Origin of the sequence: Geodermatophilus aquaeductus, from assembly GCF_900182545.1 — a bacterium.
In the GTDB taxonomy this organism is placed as follows: Bacteria; Actinomycetota; Actinomycetes; order Mycobacteriales; family Geodermatophilaceae; genus Geodermatophilus; species Geodermatophilus aquaeductus.
Map to the genome: position 1 here is coordinate 506,079 of NZ_FXTJ01000002.1, position 25,824 is coordinate 531,902.

At 75.6% G+C, this 25,824-nt stretch carries 21 protein-coding genes; 6 read left to right on the forward strand and 15 right to left on the reverse strand.

The genetic code is table 11. From position 1 onward, the window contains the following. Positions 1–13 precede the first annotated feature (13 nt). Both asnB and FN207_RS07570 read left to right on the forward strand, forming a co-directional pair. On the forward strand, positions 14–1,900 hold the full coding sequence (gene asnB, locus FN207_RS07565; RefSeq protein WP_142457717.1) for an asparagine synthase (glutamine-hydrolyzing): 1,887 nt from the start codon (positions 14–16) through the stop codon (positions 1,898–1,900). Positions 1,901–2,048: 148 nt separating this feature from the next. After that, positions 2,049–2,807, forward strand: coding sequence for a class I SAM-dependent methyltransferase (locus tag FN207_RS07570; protein WP_185938237.1), 759 nt, complete (start codon positions 2,049–2,051; stop codon positions 2,805–2,807). On the opposite strand, the gene FN207_RS07575 is transcribed toward FN207_RS07570, so the two are convergent. The 10 genes from FN207_RS07575 to FN207_RS07620 form a co-directional block, all read right to left on the reverse strand. After that, positions 2,786–5,167 (reverse strand): glycosyltransferase, encoded by a 2,382-nt coding sequence (locus FN207_RS07575; RefSeq protein WP_142457721.1) that lies wholly within the window; start codon positions 5,165–5,167, stop codon positions 2,786–2,788. The two genes, FN207_RS07570 and FN207_RS07575, sit on opposite strands and share 22 nt — an antisense overlap. Then, entirely contained in the window at positions 5,164–6,636 is a 1,473-nt protein-coding gene (locus FN207_RS07580) for an O-antigen ligase family protein (protein ID WP_221888087.1), read from the reverse strand. Before FN207_RS07580 ends, FN207_RS07575 begins: the two co-directional genes overlap by 4 nt. Before the next feature lie 85 nt (positions 6,637–6,721). After that, positions 6,722–8,248: a hypothetical protein gene (locus FN207_RS07585; protein WP_142457725.1), complete on the reverse strand. Its 1,527-nt coding sequence runs from the start codon at positions 8,246–8,248 to the stop codon at positions 6,722–6,724. A 127-nt stretch (positions 8,249–8,375) separates the two neighbouring features. Then, positions 8,376–9,392 (reverse strand): hypothetical protein, encoded by a 1,017-nt coding sequence (locus FN207_RS07590; RefSeq protein ID WP_142457727.1) that lies wholly within the window; start codon positions 9,390–9,392, stop codon positions 8,376–8,378. A gap of 153 nt (positions 9,393–9,545) precedes the next feature. Further along, a complete protein-coding gene (locus FN207_RS07595; protein WP_142457729.1) occupies positions 9,546–10,664 on the reverse strand; it encodes a hypothetical protein in 1,119 nt (372 codons plus the stop codon). A gap of 45 nt (positions 10,665–10,709) precedes the next feature. Next, positions 10,710–12,170 (reverse strand): sugar transferase, encoded by a 1,461-nt coding sequence (locus tag FN207_RS07600; protein ID WP_246065851.1) that lies wholly within the window; start codon positions 12,168–12,170, stop codon positions 10,710–10,712. A gap of 318 nt (positions 12,171–12,488) precedes the next feature. Next, positions 12,489–12,947: an FAD synthase family protein gene (locus FN207_RS07605; RefSeq protein ID WP_142457731.1), complete on the reverse strand. Its 459-nt coding sequence runs from the start codon at positions 12,945–12,947 to the stop codon at positions 12,489–12,491. 141 nt (positions 12,948–13,088) lie between these two features. Further along, positions 13,089–13,916 carry an alpha/beta hydrolase family protein gene (locus FN207_RS07610; RefSeq protein ID WP_142457732.1) on the reverse strand — a complete coding sequence of 276 codons (828 nt, stop codon included), beginning with the start codon at positions 13,914–13,916 and terminating at the stop codon, positions 13,089–13,091. Next, positions 13,913–14,677 (reverse strand): polysaccharide deacetylase family protein, encoded by a 765-nt coding sequence (locus FN207_RS07615; protein WP_221888088.1) that lies wholly within the window; start codon positions 14,675–14,677, stop codon positions 13,913–13,915. The genes FN207_RS07610 and FN207_RS07615 overlap by 4 nt, the downstream gene beginning before the upstream one ends. Beyond that, positions 14,674–15,480 (reverse strand): CDP-alcohol phosphatidyltransferase family protein, encoded by an 807-nt coding sequence (locus tag FN207_RS07620; RefSeq protein WP_246065852.1) that lies wholly within the window; start codon positions 15,478–15,480, stop codon positions 14,674–14,676. Before FN207_RS07620 ends, FN207_RS07615 begins: the two co-directional genes overlap by 4 nt. 240 nt (positions 15,481–15,720) lie before the next feature. On the opposite strand from FN207_RS07620, the gene FN207_RS07625 reads away from it, so the two are divergent. Next, a complete protein-coding gene (locus FN207_RS07625; protein WP_221888089.1) occupies positions 15,721–16,878 on the forward strand; it encodes a glycosyltransferase family 4 protein in 1,158 nt (385 codons plus the stop codon). A gap of 15 nt (positions 16,879–16,893) precedes the next feature. On the opposite strand, the gene FN207_RS07630 is transcribed toward FN207_RS07625, so the two are convergent. Both FN207_RS07630 and FN207_RS07635 read right to left on the reverse strand, forming a co-directional pair. Then, positions 16,894–17,484 carry an arsenate reductase/protein-tyrosine-phosphatase family protein gene (locus tag FN207_RS07630; protein ID WP_142457734.1) on the reverse strand — a complete coding sequence of 197 codons (591 nt, stop codon included), beginning with the start codon at positions 17,482–17,484 and terminating at the stop codon, positions 16,894–16,896. A gap of 2 nt (positions 17,485–17,486) precedes the next feature. Beyond that, positions 17,487–18,917 (reverse strand): tyrosine-protein kinase domain-containing protein, encoded by a 1,431-nt coding sequence (locus FN207_RS07635; protein WP_142457736.1) that lies wholly within the window; start codon positions 18,915–18,917, stop codon positions 17,487–17,489. Positions 18,918–19,175: 258 nt separating this feature from the next. Here FN207_RS07635 and FN207_RS26190 point away from each other — a divergent pair, with 258 nt between their 5' ends. Genes FN207_RS26190 through FN207_RS07645 form a run of 3 tightly spaced genes read left to right on the forward strand, consistent with a single transcriptional unit; the run spans position 19,176 to position 23,016 of the window. Next, positions 19,176–20,456 (forward strand): hypothetical protein, encoded by a 1,281-nt coding sequence (locus tag FN207_RS26190; RefSeq protein ID WP_185938238.1) that lies wholly within the window; start codon positions 19,176–19,178, stop codon positions 20,454–20,456. Next, the gene (locus FN207_RS07640; protein WP_185938239.1) at positions 20,453–21,928 is read left to right on the forward strand and encodes a lipopolysaccharide biosynthesis protein; all 1,476 of its coding nucleotides are present in this window, start codon (positions 20,453–20,455) and stop codon (positions 21,926–21,928) included. The genes FN207_RS26190 and FN207_RS07640 overlap by 4 nt, the downstream gene beginning before the upstream one ends. After that, positions 21,925–23,016 (forward strand): glycosyltransferase, encoded by a 1,092-nt coding sequence (locus tag FN207_RS07645; RefSeq protein ID WP_221888090.1) that lies wholly within the window; start codon positions 21,925–21,927, stop codon positions 23,014–23,016. The genes FN207_RS07640 and FN207_RS07645 overlap by 4 nt, the downstream gene beginning before the upstream one ends. Before the next feature lie 30 nt (positions 23,017–23,046). Here the strand turns inward: FN207_RS07645 and FN207_RS07650 are convergent, their stop codons facing one another. From FN207_RS07650 to FN207_RS26195, 3 genes are read right to left on the reverse strand one after another with little or no spacing between them, the layout of a single operon-like run. After that, positions 23,047–23,793 carry a polysaccharide deacetylase family protein gene (locus tag FN207_RS07650; RefSeq protein ID WP_142457740.1) on the reverse strand — a complete coding sequence of 249 codons (747 nt, stop codon included), beginning with the start codon at positions 23,791–23,793 and terminating at the stop codon, positions 23,047–23,049. Next, positions 23,790–24,800: a glycosyltransferase family 2 protein gene (locus FN207_RS07655; protein ID WP_221888091.1), complete on the reverse strand. Its 1,011-nt coding sequence runs from the start codon at positions 24,798–24,800 to the stop codon at positions 23,790–23,792. Before FN207_RS07655 ends, FN207_RS07650 begins: the two co-directional genes overlap by 4 nt. A gap of 11 nt (positions 24,801–24,811) precedes the next feature. Continuing rightward, complete coding sequence (locus FN207_RS26195) at positions 24,812–25,810, reverse strand: glycosyltransferase family 2 protein (protein ID WP_185938240.1); 999 nt, start codon at positions 25,808–25,810, stop codon at positions 24,812–24,814. Between the last annotated feature and the right edge of the window lie 14 nt (positions 25,811–25,824).

Sequence of the window (25,824 nt, forward strand, 5' to 3'; positions counted from 1 at the left end):
ACGGGAGACGCCGGTGTGCGGCATCTGTGGCGTGATCGGGACGGGCGGGGTGCCGTCGCCCGCCGACGAGGCGGCCGTCCTGCGGATGAGCTCCGCGATGGTGCACCGGGGGCCGGACGACCACGGCGAGTTCCGGGCGCCGGGCGTGCTGCTGGGGGCGCGGCGGCTGAGCATCATCGACGTCGACGGGGGGCACCAGCCCTTCACCGACGACAGCGGACGCGTCACCGCGGTCCAGAACGGGGAGATCTACAACCACGACGAGCTCCGGCACCAGCTCGAGGGAGTCGGCCACCGCTTCACGAGCCGCTGCGACACGGAGGTGATCCCGCACCTCTACCGCCGCCACGGCCTGGACTTCGCCCACCGGCTGCGGGGCATGTTCGCCATCGCGCTGTGGGACGACGACCACGACCGCGCGGTGCTGGTGCGTGACCGCATGGGCATCAAGCCGCTGTACTACGCCCGCGTCGCCGACCGTCTCGTGTTCGCGTCGGAGCTGAAGTGCATCGTCTCGAGCGGGCTGGCTCCCCTGGACCTGGACTTCGAGGCGATCAGCGCGTACCTGGAGCTCGGGTTCTTCCCGGGAGCCCGGACACCGTTCGCGAACGTCTCGAAGCTGCCCGCCGGTCACCGGCTCGTCGTCGAGGGCGGACGGCACCGGGTCGAGCAGTGGTGGGAGTACCCGCTGCCCTCCCCCGGCCCGACCGGCCCGGGGGTGCGCCACTACGCCGAAGGGCTGCTGGAGGAGCTGGACGAGGCGGTCAGGCTCCGGCTGATGAGCGACGTGCCGTTCGGGGCGATGTTGAGCGGAGGCCTGGACTCCAGCCTGGTGGTGGCGCTGATGGCCCCGCGGCTCGCGGATCCGGTCAAGACGTTCTCCGTGGGCTTCACGGAGGACCACGACGGGAACGAGCTCCCGGTCGCACGTCGCGTCGCCGAGATGTTCGGGTGCGACCACCACGAGGTCGAGATGTCCATGACCACCGACACCCCGGACTTCCCGGCTCTGGCATGGCACCTGGACGAGCCGGTGGCCGACCTCTCGGCGCTGGGCTTCTTCGCGCTGTGCGGCATCGCCTCGAAGGAGGTGACGATGGCCCTGTCGGGGCAGGGGGCCGACGAGCTCCTGGGCGGGTACCGCAAGCACCGCATGGCGGCGTTCACCGACCGCAGCAGAGTGCTCCCGCGACTCGGCGGGCTCGTGGGCGGGCGGGTGGCGGGCGCGCTGCCCGACACGTGGGGTCGGGTCGTGCAGAGCCTGGCCGCCGGCGACCCCGGGTCCCGGGTCCTGGCCATGAGTGCGCTGCCCACCTTCGGACGTGAGGCGCTGACGGGAGGACTCGCCGCGGTGCCACCCGGCGCCGCCCGCCGCGCCGTGGAGACCCACGCATCCCGCCTCCCGAGGACGGTGGGGGCGCTGCCGGCGACGCTGTACCTGGATGCCCAGCTGGCCCTCGTCGACAGCATGCTGCACTACTTCGACCGCATGTCGATGGCGCACTCACTGGAGGTCCGGGTCCCGTTCCTCGACCACAGGGTCGTCGAGTACTGCGCGACGATCCCGGCCCGGTTCAAGGTCCACGGCTCGGTCACGAAGTACGCGCTGAAGGTGGCCGCCGAGGGCCTCCTCCCCCCGGACGTCATCCACCGGAGGAAGGTCGGCTTCTTCCGGCAGGCCACGGGCCGCTGGTTCGCGTCACAGGTCGGAGGTGTCCTCGAGGAGGTCCTCCTCGACCCCGGGGCGCGCTACACCCGGTTCCTGGACCGGTCCGCCGTGCAGGGGGCCCTGCGCGCTGCCCAGGCGTCGGGAGAGGAGTCCGCGCAGCGCGGCCTCATCGCCCTGCTGGTCCTGGAACTGTGGCTCTCCCAGTGCCTCCCTCGCGCGTCCGCGACCTGATCCCGTGCGGGGAACGGGAGCCTTGTCCCGCGCGCGGCGTCTCTGCCATGCTCCGCGGGCGTCAGACGACCCCCGGTCGCTGCGCCGGAGCAGGCGAGGGTCCGTCGTCGCTCCTCACAGACCGGGCAGCGATCCTCGGGAGGCGCCAGTGCCGGCCGCTGACGTCGACGCCCTGTCCACCGCTCCCGTCGGTGACCGCGTCCTCAACCTCGCCGTCCTGGAGACGCTGGGCGTCGACCTGCCCCGGACCGCCCGGGTCCTCGACTTCGGCTGTGGCGCCGGCCGGACCGTGCGGGCCCTGGTGGCCGCGGGGTACGTCAACGCGTGCGGCTACGACGTCGGGGACGGCCGCACCCTCCTGAGCGCCGATCGGGACCGCATCACGACGGGCACGCTGCTGGACCTGCGGCTGCCCTACCCGGACGACACGTTCGACTTCGTCGTCTCCGACCAGGTCTTCGAGCACGTCCAGGACCAGGTCCGGGTCTTCGGGGAGCTGTTCCGCATCACCAGGCCGGGCGGACACGCGCTGCACGTCATCCCGGCCCGCTACGCCCCGGTCGAGGGACACATCCACGTCCCGTTCGGCGGGGTGTTCCAGCACCGGTGGTGGTACAAGCTGTGGGCCCTGGCCGGGATCCGCAACGAGTACCAGCAGGGGCTCTCGGCCGACGAGACGGCCGATCACAACGCCTTCTTCGTCACCGACGCCACCCGGTACGTACCGACCTCCTGCTACCGCGTGATGTGGGAGGAGATCGGCTTCGAGTACCGGTTCGCGGAGCAGGAGTTCTTCGACGGCCACGTGCGTCCGTCGATGCGCGCGATCGGGCGGCTGGGCCGCCCGGCGACCTGGCTCTACCGGACCTTCCGCTCGCGGGTCGTCTACCTGCGCAAGCCGGGCTGAGCGGCCGCGTCGGGCGCCACGGACCACCGGCGCCGGGAACGGCGCACCGGGCGGCCGTCCGGCAGCCGGGCGCTCCCGGCTCCGGCCAGCTCCAGCAGCAGCCGCTCGTACCCGCGCGCCGTGTCCTCGAGCCGGTACCGCTCCTCGACCCGTGCCCGGGCGGCCGTCGCCATCCGCGCACGCCGCCCGGGGTCCTCCGCCAGTCCGGACAACCGCTCCGCCAGCGCCTCGGCGTCCCCCACCGGCACGAGGTGGCCGTGCTCTCCGTCGACGACCATGTCGCGCAGCGCCCCGCAGTCGGTCGCCACCACGGGGATCCCCGACGCCATCGCCTCGATGACGGCCATGGGGACGCCCTCGTGGACCGATGACAGGCAGAACACGTCGAAGGCCGGGAGCAGGGCGCCGACGTCGCGCCGGACACCGGTGAAGTGCACGCTCCCGTCGAGTCCGAGGTCCGTCGCGAGTCGCCGGAGCTCCTGCTCGCGCTCGCCGCCGCCCACGACGACCAGGTGCGCCGCAGGTCGCGACCTCCGCAGGACGGCGAAGGCCTCGAGGAGCACGTGGTGGGCCTTCTGCGGGCTCAGCCGGGCGACGATCCCGGCCACGAAGGCGTCGGCGGGAAGGCCCAGCAGGGACCGCGCCGCTGCCCGGGCCGCTCCGTCGGGGAGCGGTCCCACCCGCACCCCGTTGGGGACCACCACCTCCCGTGTCCGGCTCCACGGACGACGGCCGACCCCCTCCTCCCGGTGCAGGTACTCGCCCTGGCTGGGAGCCAGCAGGACCAGCGCATCGGTCTCCCACAGCGTCGCGACGGCCCACCGGGGCAGACACCGCCTGCCGACCCTCGTCAGGTCCATGTCGTGCGCCGCCACCAGGGTCGTCGGGACGCGGGCCGACCGGGCCGCCAGCCGGCCCAGGGCGAGTGACGCGCGGTGGTGGTGGGGGACGAGCACGGCATCGACCCTCCTGCGGCGCAGGACCCCGACCAGACGAGGCAGGGTCCGGAGGTCGAACTTCCCGCTGCGGTCGAGCACGTCGACCGGGAACCCCGCCGCCCGGTACTCCTCCGCCAGCGGTCCCGGGGTGCGCAGACAGACCAGGCTCGGCTCCACGACCGCGGGGTCGAAGGTCCGGAAGACGTCGAGCATGAGCAGTTCCACCCCACCCACCGCCGTCTCGTCCAGCACCATGGTCAGTCGCAGCGGCCGCCGGACCCCGGCGGCCGTCCGCGCTGGGGCCGCGACGTCCAGGAGCTGCTGTTGCGCCTCCTGGACGCTGCGCTCGAGGGTGAACTCCGCCTCCACGCGGGCCCGCGCCGCGGCTCCGAGCGCGAGGCGCTGCTGCTCCGACCCCAGCAGCGGGACCAGCCGGTCGGCCAGGGCCGCAGGGTCACGCGGGGGCACGAGGTGGCCGGTGACCCCGTCCTCGATCATCTCGGGGATCCCGCCGACGGCGGTGCAGACGGCGGGACGCGCCGCGGCCATCGCCTCGAGGAGCGCCATCGGGAAGCACTCGATGGTGAACGAGCACAGCACGAAGACGTCGATCGCCCGGAGCACGGCGCCGACGTCGTCGCGCGCTCCCGTGAAGACCACCCGGTCGGCGATGCCGAGCTCCCGCGCCAGCGCCTCGAGCGCCGGGCGTCGGTCACCCTCCCCGACGACCAGGAAGCGCGCCCGGACGTCGGCTGCGGCGACGAGCGCGGCCGCGCGCAGGAACGTCTCGTGGTCCTTCTCCGGGCGGAGGGCGGCCACGATGCCCACGACGAGGTCGTCCTCCTGCAGACCCAGTCCCGGCCTGGTCGCCGGGTCCGCCACGCCGTCGAAGCGGGACGGGTCCACGCCGTTGTGGATGATCCGCACCTTGCGCCGCGGTAGGCCGAGGTGCTCGACCATGTACGGGACCTGCGCGTGCGCGACCCCGAAGTAGGCGTGGGTGACGGGGTCGAGCAGGACGTCGACCAGTCGTCTGAGCGCACCGCGTGGTTCGAGGTCGCCGCAGTTGTGCACCCAGACGACCACGCGGGGGACGCGCGCCAGGACGGCGGCGAGCCGGCCGAGCGTCTCGGCGCTGTATCCCCGCAGGACCACCACGTCCGGGGCGGTCTCCCGCAGGACGCGGACGAGGTCCCGGAGGCAGGCCGGCGCCTCCCGCTTGGCGCGGTGCAGGGCGACGGCCGGCACACCGCTGTCCGCCAGGGCCGGGAAGAGCTCCCCCTCGCGGCCCAGACAGACGACGGAGGGATCGAACCGCCGCCGGTCCAGCCGGCTCACCAGGGTCGTGACGTGCCGTTCGGCACCACCGATGCCGAGGTCGGGGACGACGAAGGCGACCCGGAGCCGACGGGGGGCGCTCATCGTGCGATCCCCTCCGGGAGCGCGTGCGGCTGCCGGGTCTCGACGGTCGCGCGACTGCTCCCCGTGGTGCGCTCGACCTCCCGCTGCCATCCGATCGCGGCGCCGGCGAGCAGCATCACGATGATGTTGGGGAAGTCGAAGTACCGCAGGTCGACGGTCAGGCCGGTGATCGACTGGGCGACCAGGCAGAGCAGGGCCGTCAGCCCCAGCGCGCGCCCGTACATCCCGTCGGCCGGGAGGCGGCGGGTGGCCTGGACGAGCCGCGCGTAGATCATGGCGAGGATCGCCAGCCAGAGGACCAGCCCGACGATGCCGAGCTCCACCAGGATCCCGAGGCTGTCCAGGTGGGAGGCGATGCCGAACCCCCGCTCCCAGGGGATCTCCGGCGCCCACGCCTGGTGGTGGAAGGTGTTGACGGCGGGGAACCGGCCGATGCCCCACCCGACGACGGGCTCGCGCGCGAAGGCCCAGAGCGACGTCGTGATGCTGTTCAGCCGGTCGTAGACCTCGTCCGGGGACGCCACACCACCCGCTGCCCGATCAGCGCTGGTGAACGTGGACCAGTTGGTGACCACCGCCACCGCCATGAGGAACCCGGTGACCACGAAGGGGGCGCGGAAGCCCTTGGCCACCACGGCACCGATCGCGACGACCAGGGCGAAGGACAGCCACGTCACGCGCGTGTGCGTCAGGTAGACCGCATAGGCGCTCGCCGCGGCCACCAGCCCGGCGAGGACCCGCAGGTGGGGCTTCTCCCTGTCGTGGGAGGCGACGAGCATCGCGACGAGGAACCCCACGATGAGCACCATGCCGTTCACGACCGGCTGGTCGAACACACCGACGGCGCGTTCGACGTAGCTGGGGTCCTCCCCGATGTACCGGGGCCACACGACCTGCGGAGCGCTGAACTGCAGGACGCTCACCGCCGCCGAGTACGCGGCGGCGGCCAGGATGGACCACACCAGCATCCGGAGGGCCCGCTCGGTGACGAACAGCCGGCGTCCCACCAGGAACATGGTCAAGGGCATGACGGTGCCGATGAGCACGAAGCGCAGCACCGGGAAGGGCTCGGGGTCCTGGGGTGGTCCCGCCGGGTAGGCGTGGGGGACCAGCATCGACACCAGGTTCCAGGCGACGTACAGACCCATCACGCAGGCGATCGGGTCGAGCGCCACCACGTCGAGCCTGCGCCCCGGGGACCGGGCCCACAGCCACGTGGCCGCGAGGACACCCCCGAACGCGAGGACGAACGGGTCCACCGGCAGGGTGCCCGACGGGATGGCGAGCCGGAAGAAGGTGGTGACGAGCAGGTACCCGCAGGCCAGCACCGGGTGACGCAGCCCGAGCACCACGGCCAGCAGGCCCGTGGCACCCAGGAAGAGCAGCGGCCCCAGCTGGCCGGGGGCTCTGGTCACCAGGCCCAGCACGACGATCCCGACCCCTCCGAGCACCGCCGCCCCGGCTGCCACCTCCGGCCATGCCGAGCGGACGCGGGATCGCGGCGCCCTCCCGGGCCGGTTCACCGCGGCCAACGCACCCTCGTCGGGGTGGTGGTCATTCCCGGCCCAGCGGGGCACCTCGGTGAGGGACCCCGGACGGGGAGCCGGCGACCGGCGGACGCCCGGCGTGTCCGTTCACGTCCGACGGGACCAGGTCGCGCGCCCCGGCGGGCCGTGTCTCCGACGACTCCCGGCTCCACGTCACGGCCGGTCGCTCGTGCGCAGCCCCCTCGTCCGGGTCCGCACCCATCGAGATCACGACCGCACCCATCAGCGGAGCGCCCATCTGACGGAGGACGGCCACCGCCTCCCGGGCCGCCGCGACCCGGGTGACCACGGTGTCGACGACGAGGACGGTCTGGTCCGCGGCATGGCAGATGGCCTGCGCCGCCGCCGACCCCACCACCGCCGGGGCCGGGATGACGACGTACTGCCCCGCCAGGGCCTCCTGCTCGAGGAGCTCGCTGATCGCGGTGACCGACAGGGCGGGGGCCTCGTCACCGGAGGGCGGGGTGAGCTCCAGCAGCGACAGTCCCGCGACCGGGCCGGGACGCAACCGGGGCGACGCCGCCTCCGCGCCGTCGAGGACGCTCCCCGCGATGCTGACGAGGACGGTCGGGTACCCCTGTCCCGCCCACTGGTCCGCCAGTTCCCGGGCGACGGCCGCCGACGCGACGCCGTCCTCTGCCTGGGCCAGGGCCACCACCCCGGGACCGGTGAGCCGGACGCGGGCGATGTTCGCCAGCTGACCCAGCCGCTGCTGCCGCCGGCCCTGGGCCGACCGGCCGCGCCGCCTCGGGAGCTCCACGAGCGTGTGCAGACCGACCTTGTGCGCCACGTCGAGCCCGTTGTGCAGACGTCGCGACACGCTTGCCAGGGCGATGGCCCCCAGGACACCGAGGAGGAGCCCACCCGCCACGGCCGGCAGCAGGTTGCTGACCAGCGAGGGGCTCTGCACCGACACGCCGCCCTGCGCCTGCAGCTCCTGCAGCAGGTTGACCTGGTTGGCGCGGACCTGCTCGATCCGGTCCTGCAGCTCGGCGACCAGCACCTGGGCGCCCTGGCCGGGCGAGGACAGCGCCGTGTCGAGCTGGTCCTGCAGCAGCACCAGCTCCTCTGCCCTGGCGGCGAGGGGGACCCGGTTGATGTCGTCCCGGAAGGCGTTCGCCACCTGGACGGCGTACGACTGCGCCGTCCGGGGGTCCCCCGTGGTCGCGCTGATGACCAGGATGGGACTGGCGGCAGCGGCCTCGGCGGACACCGCGACGCCGTCGGGCACCTCCGCCCTCGCCAGCAGCTCCTGCTGGTAGGCGGCGTCGTTGAAGTACGTGACGTAGCCCTGGACGAGCACGGCGTCCTGGTCCGGCGACCTGTTGTTGGACGCGACGATCAGCGAGGTGCGGCCGACGTAGCTCGTCTCGGCCGTCCTCGTCGCGGCGAAGGCCCCGACCACGGCCACCGCGGTGACCACCAGCACGAGCACCCAGTACCGGCGGATGCGGACCAGCAGGGCCCCGACGCCGTCGCCCTCGACCGCCCAGCCCCCCGTGTGCGGAGCGTTCTCCGCCGCATGTGCTGCCACTGCCGCTCCCTCGTCGCCACTCCCCCAGCGGTTGCTCGCGGTGCACCGTGCACGCAGCCGCAACCAGGCCGGCGGCCGCCCTCACCATAGGGACTCGGAGGCCCCTGGCGGCCGTTTCCGGTCGCCGTCAGTCCGCGACCCGTGAGGGGAGTCCGGTGTCGCGGAACGGGGACCACGGCGCCGCGCCGTGCGAGTCCGCTGCGGGCTGCTGGTTGACGTAGGCGTAACAGGCGGAGTCGATGTACTCCGCCATGCCCGCGGCGGTCTCGGTCACCGCGAAGTTGATCGCCCGCCCCCCGGTCACCGGGGACTGCGCGGCCCACTGCGAGGAGCAGCCGTAGGGCCCGAAGAAGTCGATCTCCCCGTCGTGGTGCTCGACGAAGCCGCCGTCGGCCAGCGCGTTGCCGGACTTCGCGGGGTCCGGGTAACCGCCGCCGTCCCTCGCCGTCCAGGTGCCGTTGACGATGAAGACCAGCCCGTGCTCGTCGGCCACCGCCCGCAGCGTGCGGGTCAGCGCGATGGCTCCCTCCCGGTAGGCCTCCTTGTCCGGGAAGTCCTCCCAGTCCAACTCGGGGAACCACGCCCGCGATCCCAGGTCGTCGGCGAACCAGCCGGCCATGTGCGGGTTCTCCGCGACCATCGTCTCCAGCACGCACCGGAACTTGGCCTGCAGCACCGATCCGACCCGGAAGTCGTTCAGGTGTCCCCAGTGGCTGACCCGGAGGTCGCCCGGCCACCGCGCGGTGGCCGGGCCGCACGCCGAGTCCTGGTTGAGCAGCTCGTGGTAGCGGCCGTGCGGGTTGTCGATGACCGCGTCGAGGTAGACCAGCACGGTGCCACCGCCGGCCGACACGTCCCGGAACGCCTCGTCGGCGTAGTTGTCCCGCCCCGCGACCACCAGGCCACCGGGGTGCGCATAGGCCTCCGCCCCGGACGAGGAGTCGCGGAAGATCCCACCCGGTTGGGAGGGCTGCCTCATGGCGGTGGTCGGGACGGACGCCACGCCCGTCGTGGCCGGCGGCGCCGGGGACGGGGCCGCGGCCACGGCGGCGGCCGAGACGAGCACGGCAGCGGCCACCACGACGAGGGTCACGACGAGGGGCAGCGCCGTGGTGTCCGTCCGGCGGTCCTCGGGGGCGGCCATGGCAGCGATCTCAGCTCCTCCGGGCGCAACGGGGCCGAGCGGACCGGCCGGGTCCCGTCCGGACCACCCACCGGCCGCGACCGGAGCCGGCAGCCGCCCCACCATAGGGTCCCGCGGCCCCATCGCGGAACGGACCGGGACGCCGCACCGAGGTCACCGGACACCGGGACGGCCCCGCGGCGGTCGCCGTCGGTCCGCGACCCGCGAGGGCAGGCCATTGGGGTGGAAGGACCCCCACGGAGCCACGCCCTCGTACTCCGCTGCGGGCTGCCGGTTGACGTAGGCGTAGCAGCCCGACTCGACGTACTCGTCCCTGCCGGCGGCGGTGTCGGTCACCGCGTAGTTGATCGCCCGCCCCCCGGTCACCGGGGACTGCGCGGCCCACTGCGAGGAGCAGCCGTAGGGCCCGAAGAAGTCGATCTCCCCGTCGTGGTGCTCGACGAAGCCGCCGTCGGCCAGCGCGTTGCCGGACTTCGCGGGGTCCGGGTAACCGCCGCCGTCCCTCGCCGTCCAGGTGCCGTTGACGATGAAGACCAGCCCGTGCTCGTCGGCCACCGCCCGCAGCGTGCGGGTCAGCGCGATGGCTCCCTCCCGGTAGGCCTCCTTGTCCGGGAAGTCCTCCCAGTCCAACTCGGGGAACCACGCCCGCGATCCCAGGTCGTCGGCGAACCAGCCGGCCATGTGCGGGTTCTCCGCGACCATCGTCTCCAGCACGCACCGGAACTTGGCCTGCAGCACCGATCCGACCCGGAAGTCGTTGAGACGGGTCCCCGTCTGCGCGGGGTGGTCCCCCGGCCACCGCGCGGTGGCCGGGCCGCACGCCGAGTCCTGGTTGAGCAGCTCGTGGTAGCGGCCGTGCGGGTCGTCGATGACCGCGTCGAGGTAGACCAGCACGGTGCCACCGCCGGCCGACACGTCCCGGAACGCCTCGTCGGCGTAGTTGTCCCGCCCCGCGACCACCAGGCCACCGGGGTGCGCATAGGCCTCCGCCCCGGACGAGGAACCGTAGAAGATCCCGGCCGCCTGGACGGGCAGTCCCGTGGTCGTCGTCGCCCGCACGTCCCGGTGGGCGTACGAGGTCGCCAGGACGGCGACGAGCACGACCAGCACCGCCGTCGCCACGGCGACGAGCGGCAGGACCGGTCGCCACCTCCTGCCCCGGGACCGGCGCCCGTCGTCGTCGGCACGGGGTCCCGTGGGTTCCCTCCCGCCTCCCGGCGAGGCGGCGTCGGGCAGGTCGGCGGGGCCGGCGGTGACGTCCGGGCCGATCACGGGAACGAGTGTGGCCGCGCGACGGCCGTGGCGTCGAGCAGGACGTCAGTACGCTCCATCGGCCCGGATGACGGCGTTCACGGTCTTCCACAGGATGACGAGGTCCAGCGCCAGGGACCAGTTCTCCACGTACCGCAGGTCGAGGCGCACGGCCTCCTCCCAGGTCAGGTCACTGCGGCCCGAGACCTGCCAGAGACCCGTGAGCCCCGGCTTGACGAGCAGTCGGCGCTGCATGGAGCTGTCGTACCGGGCGACCTCCTCCGGCAACGGCGGCCGGGGACCGACGAGGGACATCTGGCCGCCGAGGACGTTGAACAGCTGCGGGAGCTCGTCGAGCGAGTGGCGCCGCAGCACCCGGCCCACCCGGGTGACCCGCGGATCGCCGGCGACCTTGAACAGCAGACCGTCCCCGTTGTGGTTCCGGGAGGTCAGCTCGGCCCGCCGGGTCTCGGCGTCGGCGGTCATCGTCCGGAACTTCAGCATCGTGAACGGGCGGCCCGCCCGACCGATGCGTTGCTGACGGAACAGGACGGGGCCTGCGCTGTCGAGGTGGATCGCGACGGCCAGGACCGCGAGGACGGGGAGGGCGAGGAGGACGAGCAGTCCGGCACCCAGCCGGTCGATCGAGGCCTTGACCAGCCGCGGGGGTCCGGTGAAGCGCGGTTCCTCGACGTGCACGAGCGGGAGTCCGATGAACGGCCGCATGTGCATGCGGGGACCGGCCACCTCCATGAGCCCCGGCGCGACGAGGAGCTCCACGCCCGTGCCCTCGAGCTCCCAGGACAGGCTTCGCAGGTAGGTCGCGGCCGTCTCGCTGGAGCTGGTGACCGCCACCGCGTCGACGCCCCGGGCCGCGACGAGCTCGGGGACGTGCGCGAGGTCGCCCGCGACCTCCACGCCCTCGGCGCGCAGCAGGTCGGCGTGGTCGGGGTCCGGGACGCAGGCGGCGACGACGGTCATCCCGCAGTGCCGCTCGCGGCGCAGGTGGCGGACCAGGTCCAGCACCGCCCGCTCGCGCCCGACGGCGAGGACCGTGCGCATGCACCGCCCGTCGGCCCGCAGGCGGTGCACGTGGCGGCGGAGCAGGTGCCGGCCGACCGCGCTGGCCACCACGGTCGTGGGCACGGCGAGGACCACGAGGGCCCGCGACAGTTGCCACCCCGACGCGTAGGAGACGAACCCGATGGCGGCCATGCTGACGAGGCCGCCCTGCAGGATGCTGCGGAACTCCTCGTTGCCGGTACCGATCGTCGTCGCCTCGTAGCCGCCTCCGAGGGCCACCACCGCCACCCACACGAGTGGGAACACCGCCACCGCGATCTGGGTGCCGCCGGAGTCGGCCTCGGTGCCGAAGCGGATGAGGTGCGCGCACACGCCACACGCAGCGGCGGCCAGCAGGTCGGCGGCGACGGCGGCCAGCACGTACCGGCGTACCCAGCGCAGGGGGCGGCGGCCGGTCTCGCCTGCGGGGACGGTCGGATCGACCGGCGGGGCAGGTGCCAGCACCGCTGGCCGGAGCGGGGCCCTGGGCGCCGGAACGGCCGGCTCCCGGACCTCGGGCATGTCCAACGCCACGTGCGCCGCCTCCCTGCCTGCCGCTGGTTCGACAGGTACGGGCAGCGCTCGACGAACGCCCCCCGCTGCACCGGCGGCGACCCGGCGTCCCCGCGAGGAGGGCGGTCCGCCACTGGCGGGGCCAAGCAATCAGAGATGGTGACGCAGCGCAACCCATCTCCGCGCCTCCGATCCCGATCAGGGCCCTAGTGCCCTGGTCACGGGTGAACCGGCGGTGACGGAGGGTGAACGCCGCCCGGGAGCCGTTCCTCAGCGTGGGAGTGCGGCCACCGTCCGGATCGCGGGGTCGGCGGTCTCGAGGGCCGCCAGCGCGCGGCGCAGCGCGGTGCTCGAGGTGTGCATCGTGTACGGGAAGTAGTGGACCGTGACGCCGACCGTGGCCATGTCGCACTCCAGCCGGTCGCCCTTGGGGGTGCCGCGCCAGTCGTCGCCCTTGAACAGCACGTCGAAGCCGACGGCGCGCCAGGCCTCGAGCTTGTCCGGGACGACCTCGGCGTGGACGTCGTCGACGACGCGCAGGTTGCGGACGATCTCCATGCGCTCGGCCAGCGGCACGACCGGCAGCCGGCCCTTGGTCTCCAGCAGCACCTCGTCGGCGACCACGCCGGCCACCAGCCGGTCGCAGTGTGCAGCGGCGTGCCGGAGCACGTTCAGGTGCCCGATGTGGAACAGGTCGTACGCGCCCGGCGCGTACCCGATCACCGTCATGACTCCCCCAGGACCTCGTCCGACGTCCCGGGCAGTCGACCAGCCACGGTCACTCTGCGTCATCCCCCGGACGGGTCGACCCCGCCCGGTTACACCCGGTCGGGCGACACGGTGACCGTCAGTGAGCGTCCGCGGCGGCGGTCAGCCGGTGGCGGCGTCGTCGAAGAAGGCCAGGACGCCGTCGAGGTCGTAGTGCGAGGGGTCGCCGTGCTGACCGCGGGTCGCCACCACCTGCGCCGTGCCGCCGTCGGCGAGGACCTGGGCGGCGCAGACGTCGGCGTTGCGGTCGCGGGCCACCACGGTGTCGTCCTCCGACGCCCAGAGCCGCACCGGCACCCCGGCGTCGAGGCGCACCGGGGACAGCCGCTCGAGCGCCTCGTCGACGTCCGCGCCGTACGCCGCGTCGACCGACTCCGTGAAGTCCCCGTACACCGAGCCCAGGTCGCACAGCGGCGCGATGCCCGCGTAGGCCCGCAGCCCCTCGATCCGGTCCCCGGTGACCAGCTGCGCGCCGGCCAGCCCGCCCATGGACTCGGCCACGAGGAACACCTCGTCGGCACCGGTCAGCCCGCGGGCCGTGGCGGCCAGCGCGGCGTGGGCCTCGACGCTGGGGGCGCTGCCCCAGGCGTCGCCCCCGGCGTCGGAGGCCGCGACCGCGTAGCCGGAGGCGAGCAGTCCCTGCGCCAGGCCCCCGAACGCCTCGTCGTCGAGCAGGGCCCCGAGGTCGGCGCCGTAGCCGTGCGCGTAGACGACCAGCCGGCCGGCCGGCCGGTCCGGGACCAGGACGGTCGCGGGCTCGCCGGCCACCTCGAGGGAGTGCACCCCCGGGTCCAGCAGCACGTCGGGGGGCGTGCCGGGCACCGGCGACGGGACCACCGGGCCGGACCCGGTCGCCACCGCGCCCGGCCCGCCGCCGTCCGCGGTGCACGCGCCGAGGAGCAGCGTCCCCGCGAGGAGGGCCGCCCTCACCGGCCCGGCCCGGTCGCCCCCACGCCGCGCATGCGCCAGGAGTGCCGGCCCAGCTTGGCGAGCAGCTGGGGCGCGCCGTCGGTGGGGGCCACGTAGAAGCGCGGGATGGTGAAGCGGTCGCCGGGCAGGTAGTCGCCGGTGACGCAGGCGTGGTCGTGGCCGGCGGCGCGCACCGCGTCGGCCGCGGCGGCGTCGAAGTGGCCCCAGGGGTAGGCGAACCCCGGGACGTCGGCCTGCAGGACGTCCTCCAGCACCCGCCGGCTGCCGCCGATCTCCTCGGCGAGCACGGCCGGGTCGGCGCCGCGCAGCGAGACGTGGTGCAGCGTGTGGCTGCCGACCTCGTGCCCCGCGGCGGCGATGGCGCGCACGCCGTCGGCGTCGACGAGGTCCAGCCGCGGGCCGTCGTCCCACTCGTTCTGCCCGGCCAGCCGGCCGGCGACCACGTAGACGGTGCCGGTCATGCCGTGGCGGGCGAGCAGCGGCGCGGCGTGCTCGAGGAAGTCGGTGTAGCCGTCGTCGAAGGTCAGCCCCACCAGCCCGGCGGCCTCACCGCGGTCGTGGGCGGCGACCAGCTCGGCGAGGGGGACGCCGCGCAGGCCCAGCCGGCGCAGCAGCCGCAGGTGCCGGTCGAACCGGCCGGGCGAGACGCGTACCCGGTGCGGGTCGGGCAGCGCCGACGGGCTGATCGAGTGGTACATGAGCACGGGCGGGACCCGCAGCCGCGTCCCGGCCGCCGGGGCCTGCGGCGCGGTCGCGCTCACGCGGCACCCAGCCGGGACATCTCGCGCCGCCAGCGCGGCAGGGCCGCCAGCACGAAGCCGGCGGTGCACAGCGCGAGGAGGCCGTAGCCGGCGAGGAACGCCGGCGCCGAGCCGAGCAGCACGAAGACCAGGCACAGCACGCCGTAGTCCGTGGGCAGGACGACCAGCGAGCGGACGACGCTGGCCCGGCCCTCCTTCTGCGCGGCCCGGGTCGGGGCGCCGTGCGCGGTGCGCAGCGCCTCGTTGAGCAGCATCGCGGAGAAGTAGACGACGTCGAAGACGACGAACACGACCGGCACGAGCAGCCAGCCGGAGCCGACCTCGCCCTGGCGGAACAGCCCGACGAGGACGGCGAGGTGGATCGAGACCGTCTTCGCCGCGTCGACCAGGTGGTCGAGCCACTCCCCCGCCGGGGTGCCGCCCCCGCGCAGCCGGGCGAGCTGGCCGTCGGCGGAGTCCAGCGCGTAGCCGAGGACGAGGCCCAGGGCGACGAGCACCCCGACCCACCAGGTGTGCGGCGCGAGCGCGACCGTGGCGATGGCGGAGAAGGAGAGGACGGCGCTCGTGGCCGTGACGGCGTCGGGGGTGAGGCCGCGGTGGAAGGCCAGCGCGGCCAGGACGCGGCCGATCGGCCGGTTGACGAACCGGCTGTACGCCGGCGCCCCGTGCGCGCCCTTCTGCGCGCCCGCCAGGCGGCGGACGGTGTCGGCGAGCGTCTCGCCGGGCGCGGGCCGCGACGGTGTCCGGGTCGGGGTCGCGGGCGGCGCGGGCGCCTCCGCGACCGCCACGTCGTCGTGCAGCACGGGTCCTCCGGGGTGTCGTGCGGTCCGCCTGCGCGGACCGGCCCGCCGAGTCTGGCCGCCGGCGGGCCCCCCGGCGCCGGTCCGGGAGCGGGTCTCACCCCCATGAGCGGGAGCCGCGCGGCGCGCCCACCCCGAAGGGGTCAGGGGGCGTGGTGGCGGCAGGCGGGCCGCGGCTAGCGTCCGACGACCGCACCGACCCGACCGGGGGCCGCCACCGGCCGCCGACACCTGGAGCGCCCCGTGGGAAGACCGCGCACCGGCCGCGTCGTGGCCGTGCACCCGCACGCCGACCTCTACGGCAGCGACCGGATGTTCCTCGAGAGCCTCGGTGCGCTGGGACCCGACGTCCTGGCCGTCCTGTCCACCGACGGGCCCCTGGTCGGGGCCGTGCGCGCGCGGGGCGTCGAGGTCCTGGTGAAGGACTTCCCCGTCCTGCGCAAGGTGGAGCTGCGCGACCCCCGCCGGGCCGTGGTCTTCCTGTGGCGGTTCCTGTCCTCGGTGTTCACGCTCGCGGCCTGGCTGCGCCGGCAGGGCACCGCCGTGCTCTACGTCAGCACCGTCACCGCACCCGGGTGGCTGCTGGCCGGCCGGCTGGCCGGCGTCCGCGTGGTGTGCCACGTGCACGAGAGCATGCCGATGCCGCGGCCGGCGGCCGCCCTGCTGCTCGCCCCCCTGCTCGCCGCCGACGTGGTGGTCGCCAACAGCGGCGACACGCAGGCCTGGATCCGCGCCTCCCTCGGTGCGCGCGGCGCCCGGCGCACCCGCGTCGTCCACAACGGCGTGCGCGAGCCGGCGTCCCCCGCTGCCGCCCCCTCGGCCCCCGGCCGGCCGCGCAGCCTCGTGGTGGTCGGCCGGCTGTCGGCCATCAAGGGCCAGGACACCGCCATCCGCGCGACCGCGCTGGTGCGGCAGGCCGGCCACGACGTCACGCTCACGCTGGTCGGCGACTGCTACCCCGGGTACGAGGCCGTCGAGGACGGGCTGCGCGACCTCGCGGTGCAGCAGCGGGTCGACGACGTCACCGTCTTCACCGGCTTCCGGGACCCCGCGCCGGTCGTCGCCGCGGCCGACGTCGTGCTCGTGCCCTCGCGCGTCGAGTCCTTCGGCCTGGTGGCGGTGGAGGCCCTCCTGCTCGGCCGCCCGGTCGTCGCCACCCGCATCGGCGGGCTCCCCGAGGTGCTGCGCGACGGCGAGACCGGCCTGCTCGTGCCCGCCGACGACCCGCGGGCCCTGGCCGACGCGGTGCTCCGGCTGCTGGGCGACCGGCGGCTGGCGGACGCGCTCGGCACGGCCGGTCGCGCCGACGCCCGCGCGCGCTTCTCCATGGCGGCGTTCACGGCGGCCCTCGCCGACGCCGTCCTCCCGGGCCCGACGCAGGCCCTGCCCGCCGCCGCCTGAGCGGCGGTCCGTCCCTCAGCCGAGCGCGCGGGCCAGCCGGTCGACGGCGTCCTCGAGCTCCGCGAAGCACCGCCGGTACTCCTCGGCGGGACGGCGGTGCGGGTCGGCCACCTCCGCGGGCGCCGCACCGGGCACGCGGTACCGCGCCGCCAGCCCCGGCAGGGCCGCCAGCCGCGCCGCGGCCGAGGGGGCCACGTCGGCCGGCCAGCCCGCGGCGGCCGCGGCCTCGGCGACCGCCACCGCCTCGGTCAGCAGGAACGTGCGGCGCAGCGCCGCCGGGGCCAGCTGCACCACCGCGGCCCGGTGCTCCCGGGTCATCGTCAGCACCAGCCCGGCCTGCCGGAGGTCGGCCGCGCGCAGCTCCCGGGCGCCCGAGGAGGCCGCCGGCACGCCCGCGGCCTCCAGCAGCGCCGCCATCGGCGGGTCCAGCGGCATCCCGGCGGGTGCGCGGGTGCCGGCGCTGGTCACCGTGACGCCGGAGCCGGCCAGGCGCCGGGCGAGGAGCCGCTCGGCCACGGGCGAGCGGCAGACGTTGGCGGTGCAGACGACGAGGACGGTGACCCCGGCGGGGTCACCGTCCTCGTCGTGCGGTCGGGACGACGGCATCGCTACCCTCGGCCCACCGGCGCCGCGTCGCGCGGGCTCCGGGCGAGCGGAGCGCGCCAGGACGAGGCCGGGACCTGCTGCGCCGGCTCCTCCGGGGAGTCGTAGCCGTAGGTGTCGCTCGACCGGCGGCGGACGTGGGTGAGGACGACGCCGACCACGCGGGCGTCCAGCCGGCGCAGCAGCGCCAGGGCCGAGGTGAGCGCCGGGCGCCGGATCCGGCTGGTGTCGCCGACGACCATCGTCCCGGAGACCACGCGGGCCAGGACGGCAGAGTCGGTGACCGGCAGCAGGGGCGCGCCGTCGACGAGCACGACGTCGTGGGTCCGCTCGAGCCGGGCGAGGACGTCGGCCATCGCCGGGGAGGCCAGCAGCTCGCTCGGGTTGGGCGGCAGCGGGCCGGTGGTCAGCACGTGCAGGCCGGCGCTGCCCCACTCCTGCAGGACGTCGTCGAGCTCGGCCTGCCCGATGAGCACGGTGGTGAGGCCCGCGGCGCCCTCGAGCCCGAAGGTGTCGGCCACGGAGGGGCGGCGCAGGTCGGCGTCGACCAGCGCGACCCGCAGGCCGGCGTCGGCCAGGGCCAGCGCCAGGTTGGCCGCCACGGTGGACTTGCCCTCGCCGGAGTGCGACGAGGTCACCAGCAGCGACAGCGGCCGGCCCGGCTGGGCGGAGAACTGGACGGCGGTGCGCAGGGAGCGGACGGCCTCGGCCGCCGGGCTGCGCGGCGCGGTGAGGACGACGAGGTCGCGGCGGTCGTCGCGGCCCGGCGGGGTGTCCAGCGCGGCCAGCAGCGGCAGGTCGGTCACGCGGGTGAGGTCCTCGGCGCTGCGCACCCGGGTGTCGGTGAGGTCGCGGGCGAGCCCGGCGGCGATGCCCAGCACCAGGCCGGCGAGCAGGCCGACGGCGAGGTTCAGCGTCGTCCGCGGGCTGCTCGGCGCGGTCGGCGCCACGGCCGGGGACACCGTGGTGCCCCGGACGGTCGGCTGCCCCTCGGCGGTGGCCGGCGCGAGGTCGGCCACCGTCTCCACGAGCTGTTCGGTGACGGCGTCGGTCAGCTCGGCGGCGCGCTCCGGGGAGGCGTCGGAGACGCGGACCTGCAGCACCACGGTCCCGGCCATGACCTCGGTCGACACGCGGCCGGCGAGGCTGCGGGCGGTGGTGTCGAGCCCCAGCTCGTCGATGACCGGGTCGAGCACGGTCGGCGTGGTGGCCAGCATCGCGTAGGAGGCGACCTGGTTCTGCGCGAACGCCGACCCCTGGACGAGGTCGTCGGCGGAGTCGCCGAAGCTCAGCGAGAAGAACACGCTGCTGCTGGCCTCGTAGGAGCGCGGCGTGGTCAGCGAGGCGGCACCGGCCGCGGCCAGCCCGACCAGCGCGACGGCGACCACCCAGCGCCAGCGGCGTCGCAGCATCTGCAGGAACTCGTGCAGGTCCATCAGCTCTCCCCGTGCGTGAGCACACCGATCGGCCGGGCCCCGCGGGTCGTCGGCGGTGCCGGTGCGGTGACCAGCGGCCACCTCCGGCGCAAGGTACCGAGACGGGACCGTCCCGGGAGCCCGCCGGGACCGGGGCTGACCCGAACGGGTTGCCCCCGCCGTCCTCCCGGGAGGGCCGGCCCTGCGGCCTGCCACTTCCGGGTGGGAGCGTCCCGCGCCGCGGCCGCACGGCGCGGCGGCGGCCGCACACTCCCTCCCGTGGAGAGCGGGGACGGCGACGAGCGCCGGGCCGGGTCCGACGGCGACGTCCGGGGCGGCCCGCTGCTGACGCGTCCGGGGACGGTGTTGCTCGCCGCGGTGGCGGTCTGGACCGCGGTCCCCTCGGTGGTGGCCCCGCCGAAGCTCGTCTGGGGACTGCTGGCGCTGCTCCTGGGCGCCGTGGCCGTGGTGCTGGTCCGGCACGCGCGCCGGATGCGCTGGACCACCCCGGTGACGCTGCTGACCGTCGTCCTGCTGTGCGCCACCGTGTCCGCCGTCCGATCGGCGACCCTCGACGAGCTGGTCACCGGCACGCTCACTGCGGCGCTGCTCGTCGGCTGCGCCCTGCTGGCCGTCAACTGCGGCCCCGGCGACGTGCGGCTGCTCGCCCGCGGCCTGGTGCTGCTCGCGCTGGGCCAGCTGGCGGTGGCCCTCGCCGGCGCCTGGCTCGGCGTGCCGGCCCCGTGGGGCTACCTCGGGATCCCCGGGACGACGTTCGGGGTCAACGACCTGGTCCCGGCGCTGGGCGGCAGGTCCACGGGCTCGATGGCCCACCCCATCCCCTTCGGCACCCTCATGGCGCTCGCGGCCGCCCTGTGCCTGACCTCGGGAACCCGCTGGCCGCTGCTCGTCCGTGCGGTCGCCGGGGCGGCGGCCTGCTACGGCCTGGCCCTGTCGGGGAGCCGCAGCGCCGCGCTCGTCCTGTGCGTCGCCGCGGTGGTCACCGTCCTCACCCCGCGGGCGCTGCGCATCGGCACGGCCGCCCGCGTCGGGGTGGTGCTCGTCCTCGCCGCGGCGGCCCTGGTCCTGCAGGACGCCCGCGTCTCGGCGCTCACCAGCCTGCAGGGGACCGGCTCGCTGACCCACCGGCTCGGTGCGCTCGACGCCCTCACCCGGCTGTTCGACCGCCCGGTGGCGCAGACCCTGCTCGGGAGCGGCACCGGGTCGCTGGACGACCTGTTCGCCGCCGGCCTGCTGCAGCGCGACGGCTTCCTCACCGTCGACAACCAGCTCGTCACCACCGTCGCCCTGTCCGGCCTGGTCGGGCTCGCCGCGCTGCTCGCGCTGGTCGCCGTCGGCCTGCTGCGCGGCGCCCCCGGGGTCCGCCCGGCGGCGCTCCTGCTCGTCGGCATGGTGATGTCGTTCGACCTGCTGGAGTGGAACGCGACGGCGGTGCTGTTCGTGGCGCTGGTCCTGCTCGGCTCGGCGCACCGCCCGGGCGGCCCCCGGCCACCGGACGACGCCCTCCTGCCCGTGCCCGCCGCGGCGGCCCGGCCGTGACCGCCACCGAGGCCCCGCGCCCGGCCGGGACGCAGCCGCGCGCCGCCCGGGCCGCCGGGGTGACGCTGGTCGGGCAGGCGCTGCGCATCGTCGTGCAGTTCGGCTCGATCCTGCTGCTGGCCCGGCTCCTGCTGCCGGAGGACTACGGCCTGCTGGCGATCGTGCTCGTCGTCGTCGGCATCGGGGAGATCATCCGCGACTTCGGCCTGAGCACCGCGGCGATCCGCGCGCCGGAACTCTCCGAGGACACCCGCGACGCGCTCTTCTGGATCAACACCGCGATCGGCGCGGCCCTGTGCGTCGTCGTCGTCGCCTGCTCGGGGCTGCTGGCCGACCTGTTCGGCCGCCCGCCGCTGACCGCGATCGCCTGCGCGCTCGCCGGCACCTTCGTGCTCAACGGCATGGCCACGCAGTACCGCGTCACGCTGACCCGCGAGATGCGGTTCCGGCCCCTGGTCACCGCCGACGTCGTCGCGCAGACCGCCGCGGCCGCCGTCGCCATCGCGCTGGCCGCGCTGGGCACCGGGTACTGGGCACTGGTCGCCCAGCAGCTGGTCCAGTCCGCGCTCGTGCTGGTCCTCGTCGCCGTGCCCGCGCGCTGGCTGCCGGGCCGGCCGCGCCGCACCCCCGGGCTGCGCCCCTACCTGACACTGGGCCTGCACCTGGTGGGCACCCAGCTGGTCAACTACGCCGGCAACAACGTCGACACCGTCACCATCGGCCTGCGCTTCGACGCCGCCGCGCTCGGGCTCTACAACCGCGGCTTCCAGCTGCTGATGACCCCGCTGAACCAGCTGCGCTCCCCCGCCACCACCGTCGCCCTGCCGGTGCTGGCCCGGCTGCAGGACGACCGCGAGCGCTTCGACGAGTACCTGCGCCGGGGGCAGCTCGCCCTCGGCTTCCCCATCGTCGTGTCGCTCGGCGTGGTGGCCGGTGCGGCAGGCCCGCTGGTCGAGCTGCTGCTCGGCCCGCGCTGGTCGGGGGTGACGCCGATCCTCGCGCTGCTGGCCGTGGCCGCGGCGTCGCAGACGCTGGCCTTCGTCGGCCTGTGGACCTACCTCTCGCGGGGCCTGGGCGCCCAGCTGTTCCGCTACACCGTGGGCACCTCGGTCCTGCGCCTGGCCTGCGTCCTGACCGGCAGCGCCTGGGGCGTCGTCGGGGTGGCCGCCGGCTACGCGCTGGCCGCCTGCCTCGAGTGGCCACTGTCGCTGTGGTGGCTCTCGCGCATCACCGACTTCCCCGGGCGGACGCTCATGGCCGGCGCGCTGCGCGTCCTCGCCTGCGCGGTCCCGGCCGGGGTCGCCGCCTGGCTGGTCACGCTGGCCGCCGGCGCGCTGCCCACCGCGGTGACCCTGCTGCTCGCCGTCCTCGCCGGCGCCGGGGTCGTGGCCCTGGCGGCCACCGTGTCCCGCACGGTGCGGGCCGACCTCGCCGGCGTGCTCGCCTTCGGCCGCTCGATGGTCCGGCGATGAGCACCGCGCCGGCGGCCCCGACCGTCCCCGACCTCGCACAGGAGCCCGCGGCCATGACCGCCGACGTCCCCGGGGCGGCGCCCCGACCGTTCACCGTCCTGCAGTCCTTCCCCGAGCCGCGGGAGACCACGAACCCCTACGTCGTGATGCTGCGGGACGCGCTCGACGCCGTCCCCGGCACGCGGGTGCTGACCTTCTCCTGGCGGCGGGCCCTGACCGCGCACTACGACGCCTTCCACGCCCACTGGCCGGAGATCCTCGTCGACGGCAACGGCCCACTGAAGAAGGCGGTCCGCCAGGGCCTGTTCGTGCTGTTCCTGCTCCGCCTGCGGGCCACCCGCACGCCGCTGGTCCGCACGGTGCACAACCTCGAGCTGCCCGAGGGCATCTCGCGGCGCGAGCGGGTGCTGCTGCGGTGGGCCGAGCGCGCCACGGCCGCGCGGATCCGGATCAACGAGAGCACCGAGCTCGACGCCGGCACCCCGGTCGAGACGATCGTGCACGGCCACTACCGCGACTGGTACGCCCCGCACCCGCGCCGGGAGCGCCGTCCCGGCCGCCTGGCCTTCGTCGGCCAGGTGCGCCGCTACAAGGGCGTCGACGTGCTGGTGGACGCCTTCGGCGAGACCACCGACGCCGGGCTCGGCCTGCGGATCGCCGGCCGGCCGACGTCGGAGGAGCTGGCCGCGCGGCTGCGGGAGGCCGCCGCGGCCGACCCACGGATCAGCCTGTCCCTCGGGTTCGTCCCCGACGCCGACCTGGTCGGCGAGGTGTCCGAGGCCGAGCTCGTGGTGCTGCCCTACCGGGAGATGCACAACTCCGGCGGGGCGCTGGCCGCGCTCTCCCTCGACACCCCGGTCCTCGTGCCCGACAACGCGGTCAACCGCCGGCTGGCCGAGGAGGTCGGCGAGGGCTGGGTGCACACGTACACCCCGCCGCTGACCGGCGCCGACCTGACCGGCACGCTGGCCCGGCTGCGCGCCGCTCCCCCGGCCGCCGCACCCGACCTGTCCCGGCGCGAGTGGGCCGAGGCCGGGCGGGCGCACGTCGCCGCCTACCGGCGGGCGCGGGCGGCGCTGCGCCGCTGACCGCGGCGCGGGACCGGCCGGGCCCCGTCCTCAGCGGACGAAGCGGCCCTCGCGGACGGCGCTGCCCCCGGCCAGGACCTCGCCCAGCGAGCGGGCCCGCAGCCCCTCGGCGGCGTAGCCGGCCAGGACCTCGGTGACCAGCCGGCCCTTGTCGAGGACCGGCGCGGGCCCGTCGGCGGCGCCGTCCTCGGGCCCGGCGAAGCCGTCGTGCGCCAGCACGATCGCCCCGCGGTGCAGGCCCTCGCGGGACTTGGCCAGCCGCCGCTCGTGCGGCACGTCCCGCCAGTCCCAGGTGGTCGGGCCCCACAGCACGGAGGTCAGCCCGGCGCCGGTGACGGCCCGCCAGGTGCGCGGCGTCTGCCGGCCGTTGGGCGGGCGGTGCCAGCGCACGGTGCGGCCCAGGGCGTCCTCGAGCTCGGCGCGGCCGGCCCGGAGCACCGGCCCGACCTCGTCCGGCGGCAGGGTGGGCAGCGGGCGGTGGTCGACGCCGTGCAGCGCCACCTCGTGGCCGGCCGCGACGACCTCCTCGAAGAGCGAGCGGTGGCGCCGCACGCGGGTCATCAGCACGAAGAACGTGGCGGTGGCACGGGCGTCGGCAAGCGCGGCCAGCACGCGGTCGGTGCCGCCGGGCTCCGGGCCGTCGTCGAAGGTCAGGGCCACCTCGGACGCCGTCGTCCGGACCGACACCACCGACCCGGCCACGGTCCCGGCGGCCCGGCGCGCGACCGTCAGCGCGGCACGGCGCCCGGCCCGGTAGGCCCGCAGCGGAGCGCTCATCGGGGGATGACCCGGCCCAGGCGCCACCGGCGGCCGTCGCGGGCGTACTCCTCGTAGACGACGCCGAGCGCGCCGCCGAGCATGCCCAGACCGCGGAGCAGCGCGCGGGCACCGCGGGCCTGGTGCCGCGCCGACCCGGTGACGCGGCCCAGCGCCCAGCGGGCGCCCCCGCCGCCGACGCGCAGCAGCCCGCGCAGCACGCCCCGGGCGCGGATCCGCAGCCGGGCGGCGGTGCCGGGGGTGAGCCGCAGCTCGGTCAGCACGGTGGCGTTGCCGTGGCTCCAGGCGCGGGTGAGGACCCAGCGGCGGGTCGTGCGCTCGGCCGGCACGCGGTCGACCGCGGCCGACTCGTCGCACCACACCATGCGCGCACCCGCGTGCGCGAGGGAGCGGCTGAACAGGGTGTCCTCGCCGCCGGCCAGGCCCAGGGCCGACTCGAACCGGGTGCCCGCGGCGCGGACCTGGTCGAGGTCGAGGAGCAGGTTGCCGGTGGCGGCGACGTCGATCTCGGTGCCGGTCGGCATGCGGCGGCGGACGAAGAAGCGCCCGGCGAGGATCCAGGGGTCGACCGGGCCCGGGTACTCGGCGAGGATCCGCCCCGAGACCGCGGCGGCGCCGGAGTCCTCCCAGGTGGCCAGCAGCGCGCCCAGCCAGTGCTCGCAGGGCCGCTCGTCGTCGTCGATGAAGGCGAGCAGCCGGGAGCCGGCGGCCTCGTCGAGGGCGCGGTTGCGCACCGCGGCGATCCCCGGCCGGGACTCGACGACGTAGCGGACGCCGGGGACGGCCGCCGCGACCGCGGCCGCGGAGCCGGCGGGGTCGTTGTCGACGACCAGCACCTCAGCGGTGAACCGGCCGCCGGCCCCCACCTTGGCCACGTGCTCCAGCAGCCGCGGAAGCAGGTCGCGCAGGTCGTCCGGACGGCGGAACGTCGGGACGGCGATCGTCACCCGCAGGCTGCCCGGGTCGGGCCGGCCGGGGGTCGACGGCAGGGTGCTCGCAGCGGTCACGCCTCATCCCATCACCGGGTCAGTGGCGTGCGCGTCCCCCGAAGGGGCTGGGAGGAGGGCCCGCGCACCAGCGCGACGACGGCGACCCCGGCCCCCTCCAGGCTCCCCCGCACCGCCGCGAGCAGCGGCCGGGGCGAGTGCACGAGCTGGCGCCGGCCGCCGCGCAGCAGGATCTCCCAGCTGACCCGCGGCGTCCGCAGCAGCCAGCCGAGCAGCTGCCGGCGGGAGAGGTTCCGCGCCGCGAAGACGAGGCGGTTGCGACAGTTGTAGCGGTAGTAGAGGTCGGACTTGGCGTCGCCCTCCCGCTCCCCCTGCGTGCCCCCCTCGTCGTGGACGGCCACCAGGTCGGTGCGGACGACGAGGGAGCCGCCGGCGGCCAGCGCGCGGTGGCTGAGGTCGACGTCCTCCCAGTAGAGGAAGTAGCCCTCGTCGTAGCCGCCCAGCCGGTCGGCCATCTCGGCCGAGAGCACCAGGCAGGCCCCGGTCAGCCAGTCCTCGACCGGTCCGCGGGACCGGGTGGGGCTGTGCCGGGCGCCGGTGCGGCCGTCGCGCAGGCCCAGCGTGGACCCCGCGAAGACCGTGGCCCCGGAGGAGTCCACGATGCGCGGGGCGATGACCGCGAGCGGGTCGGCCAGGCTGGCCAGGCGCAGCTCCTCGAGCACCTCGGGAGTGGCCGAGGCGTCGGGGTTGAGGCAGCAGAGGACGGCGCAGCCGAGCTCGCGGGCGCGGGCGAAGCCGGCGTTGGACGCCGCGCCGAACCCCCGGTTGTCCGGGAGCGCCACCAGGTCCCACCCGCGCTCGGCCGCCAGCGCCGTCACCGCCGCGCGCTCGGCGTCGGTGCTGTGGTTGTCCACCACCACGACGCGGACGTGCGGGCCGAGCGCCGCGGCCGCCGCCAGGTTCCGGCGCAGCAGCGCGCTGGAGCCGTAGTTGACGACGACCAGGCCCAGGCCTCCCGGGCCGCCGCGGTCAGCGGCGGCCCGGGAGGACGGGGGACTCTCCAGCGACACGGGAGCAGTGTCGG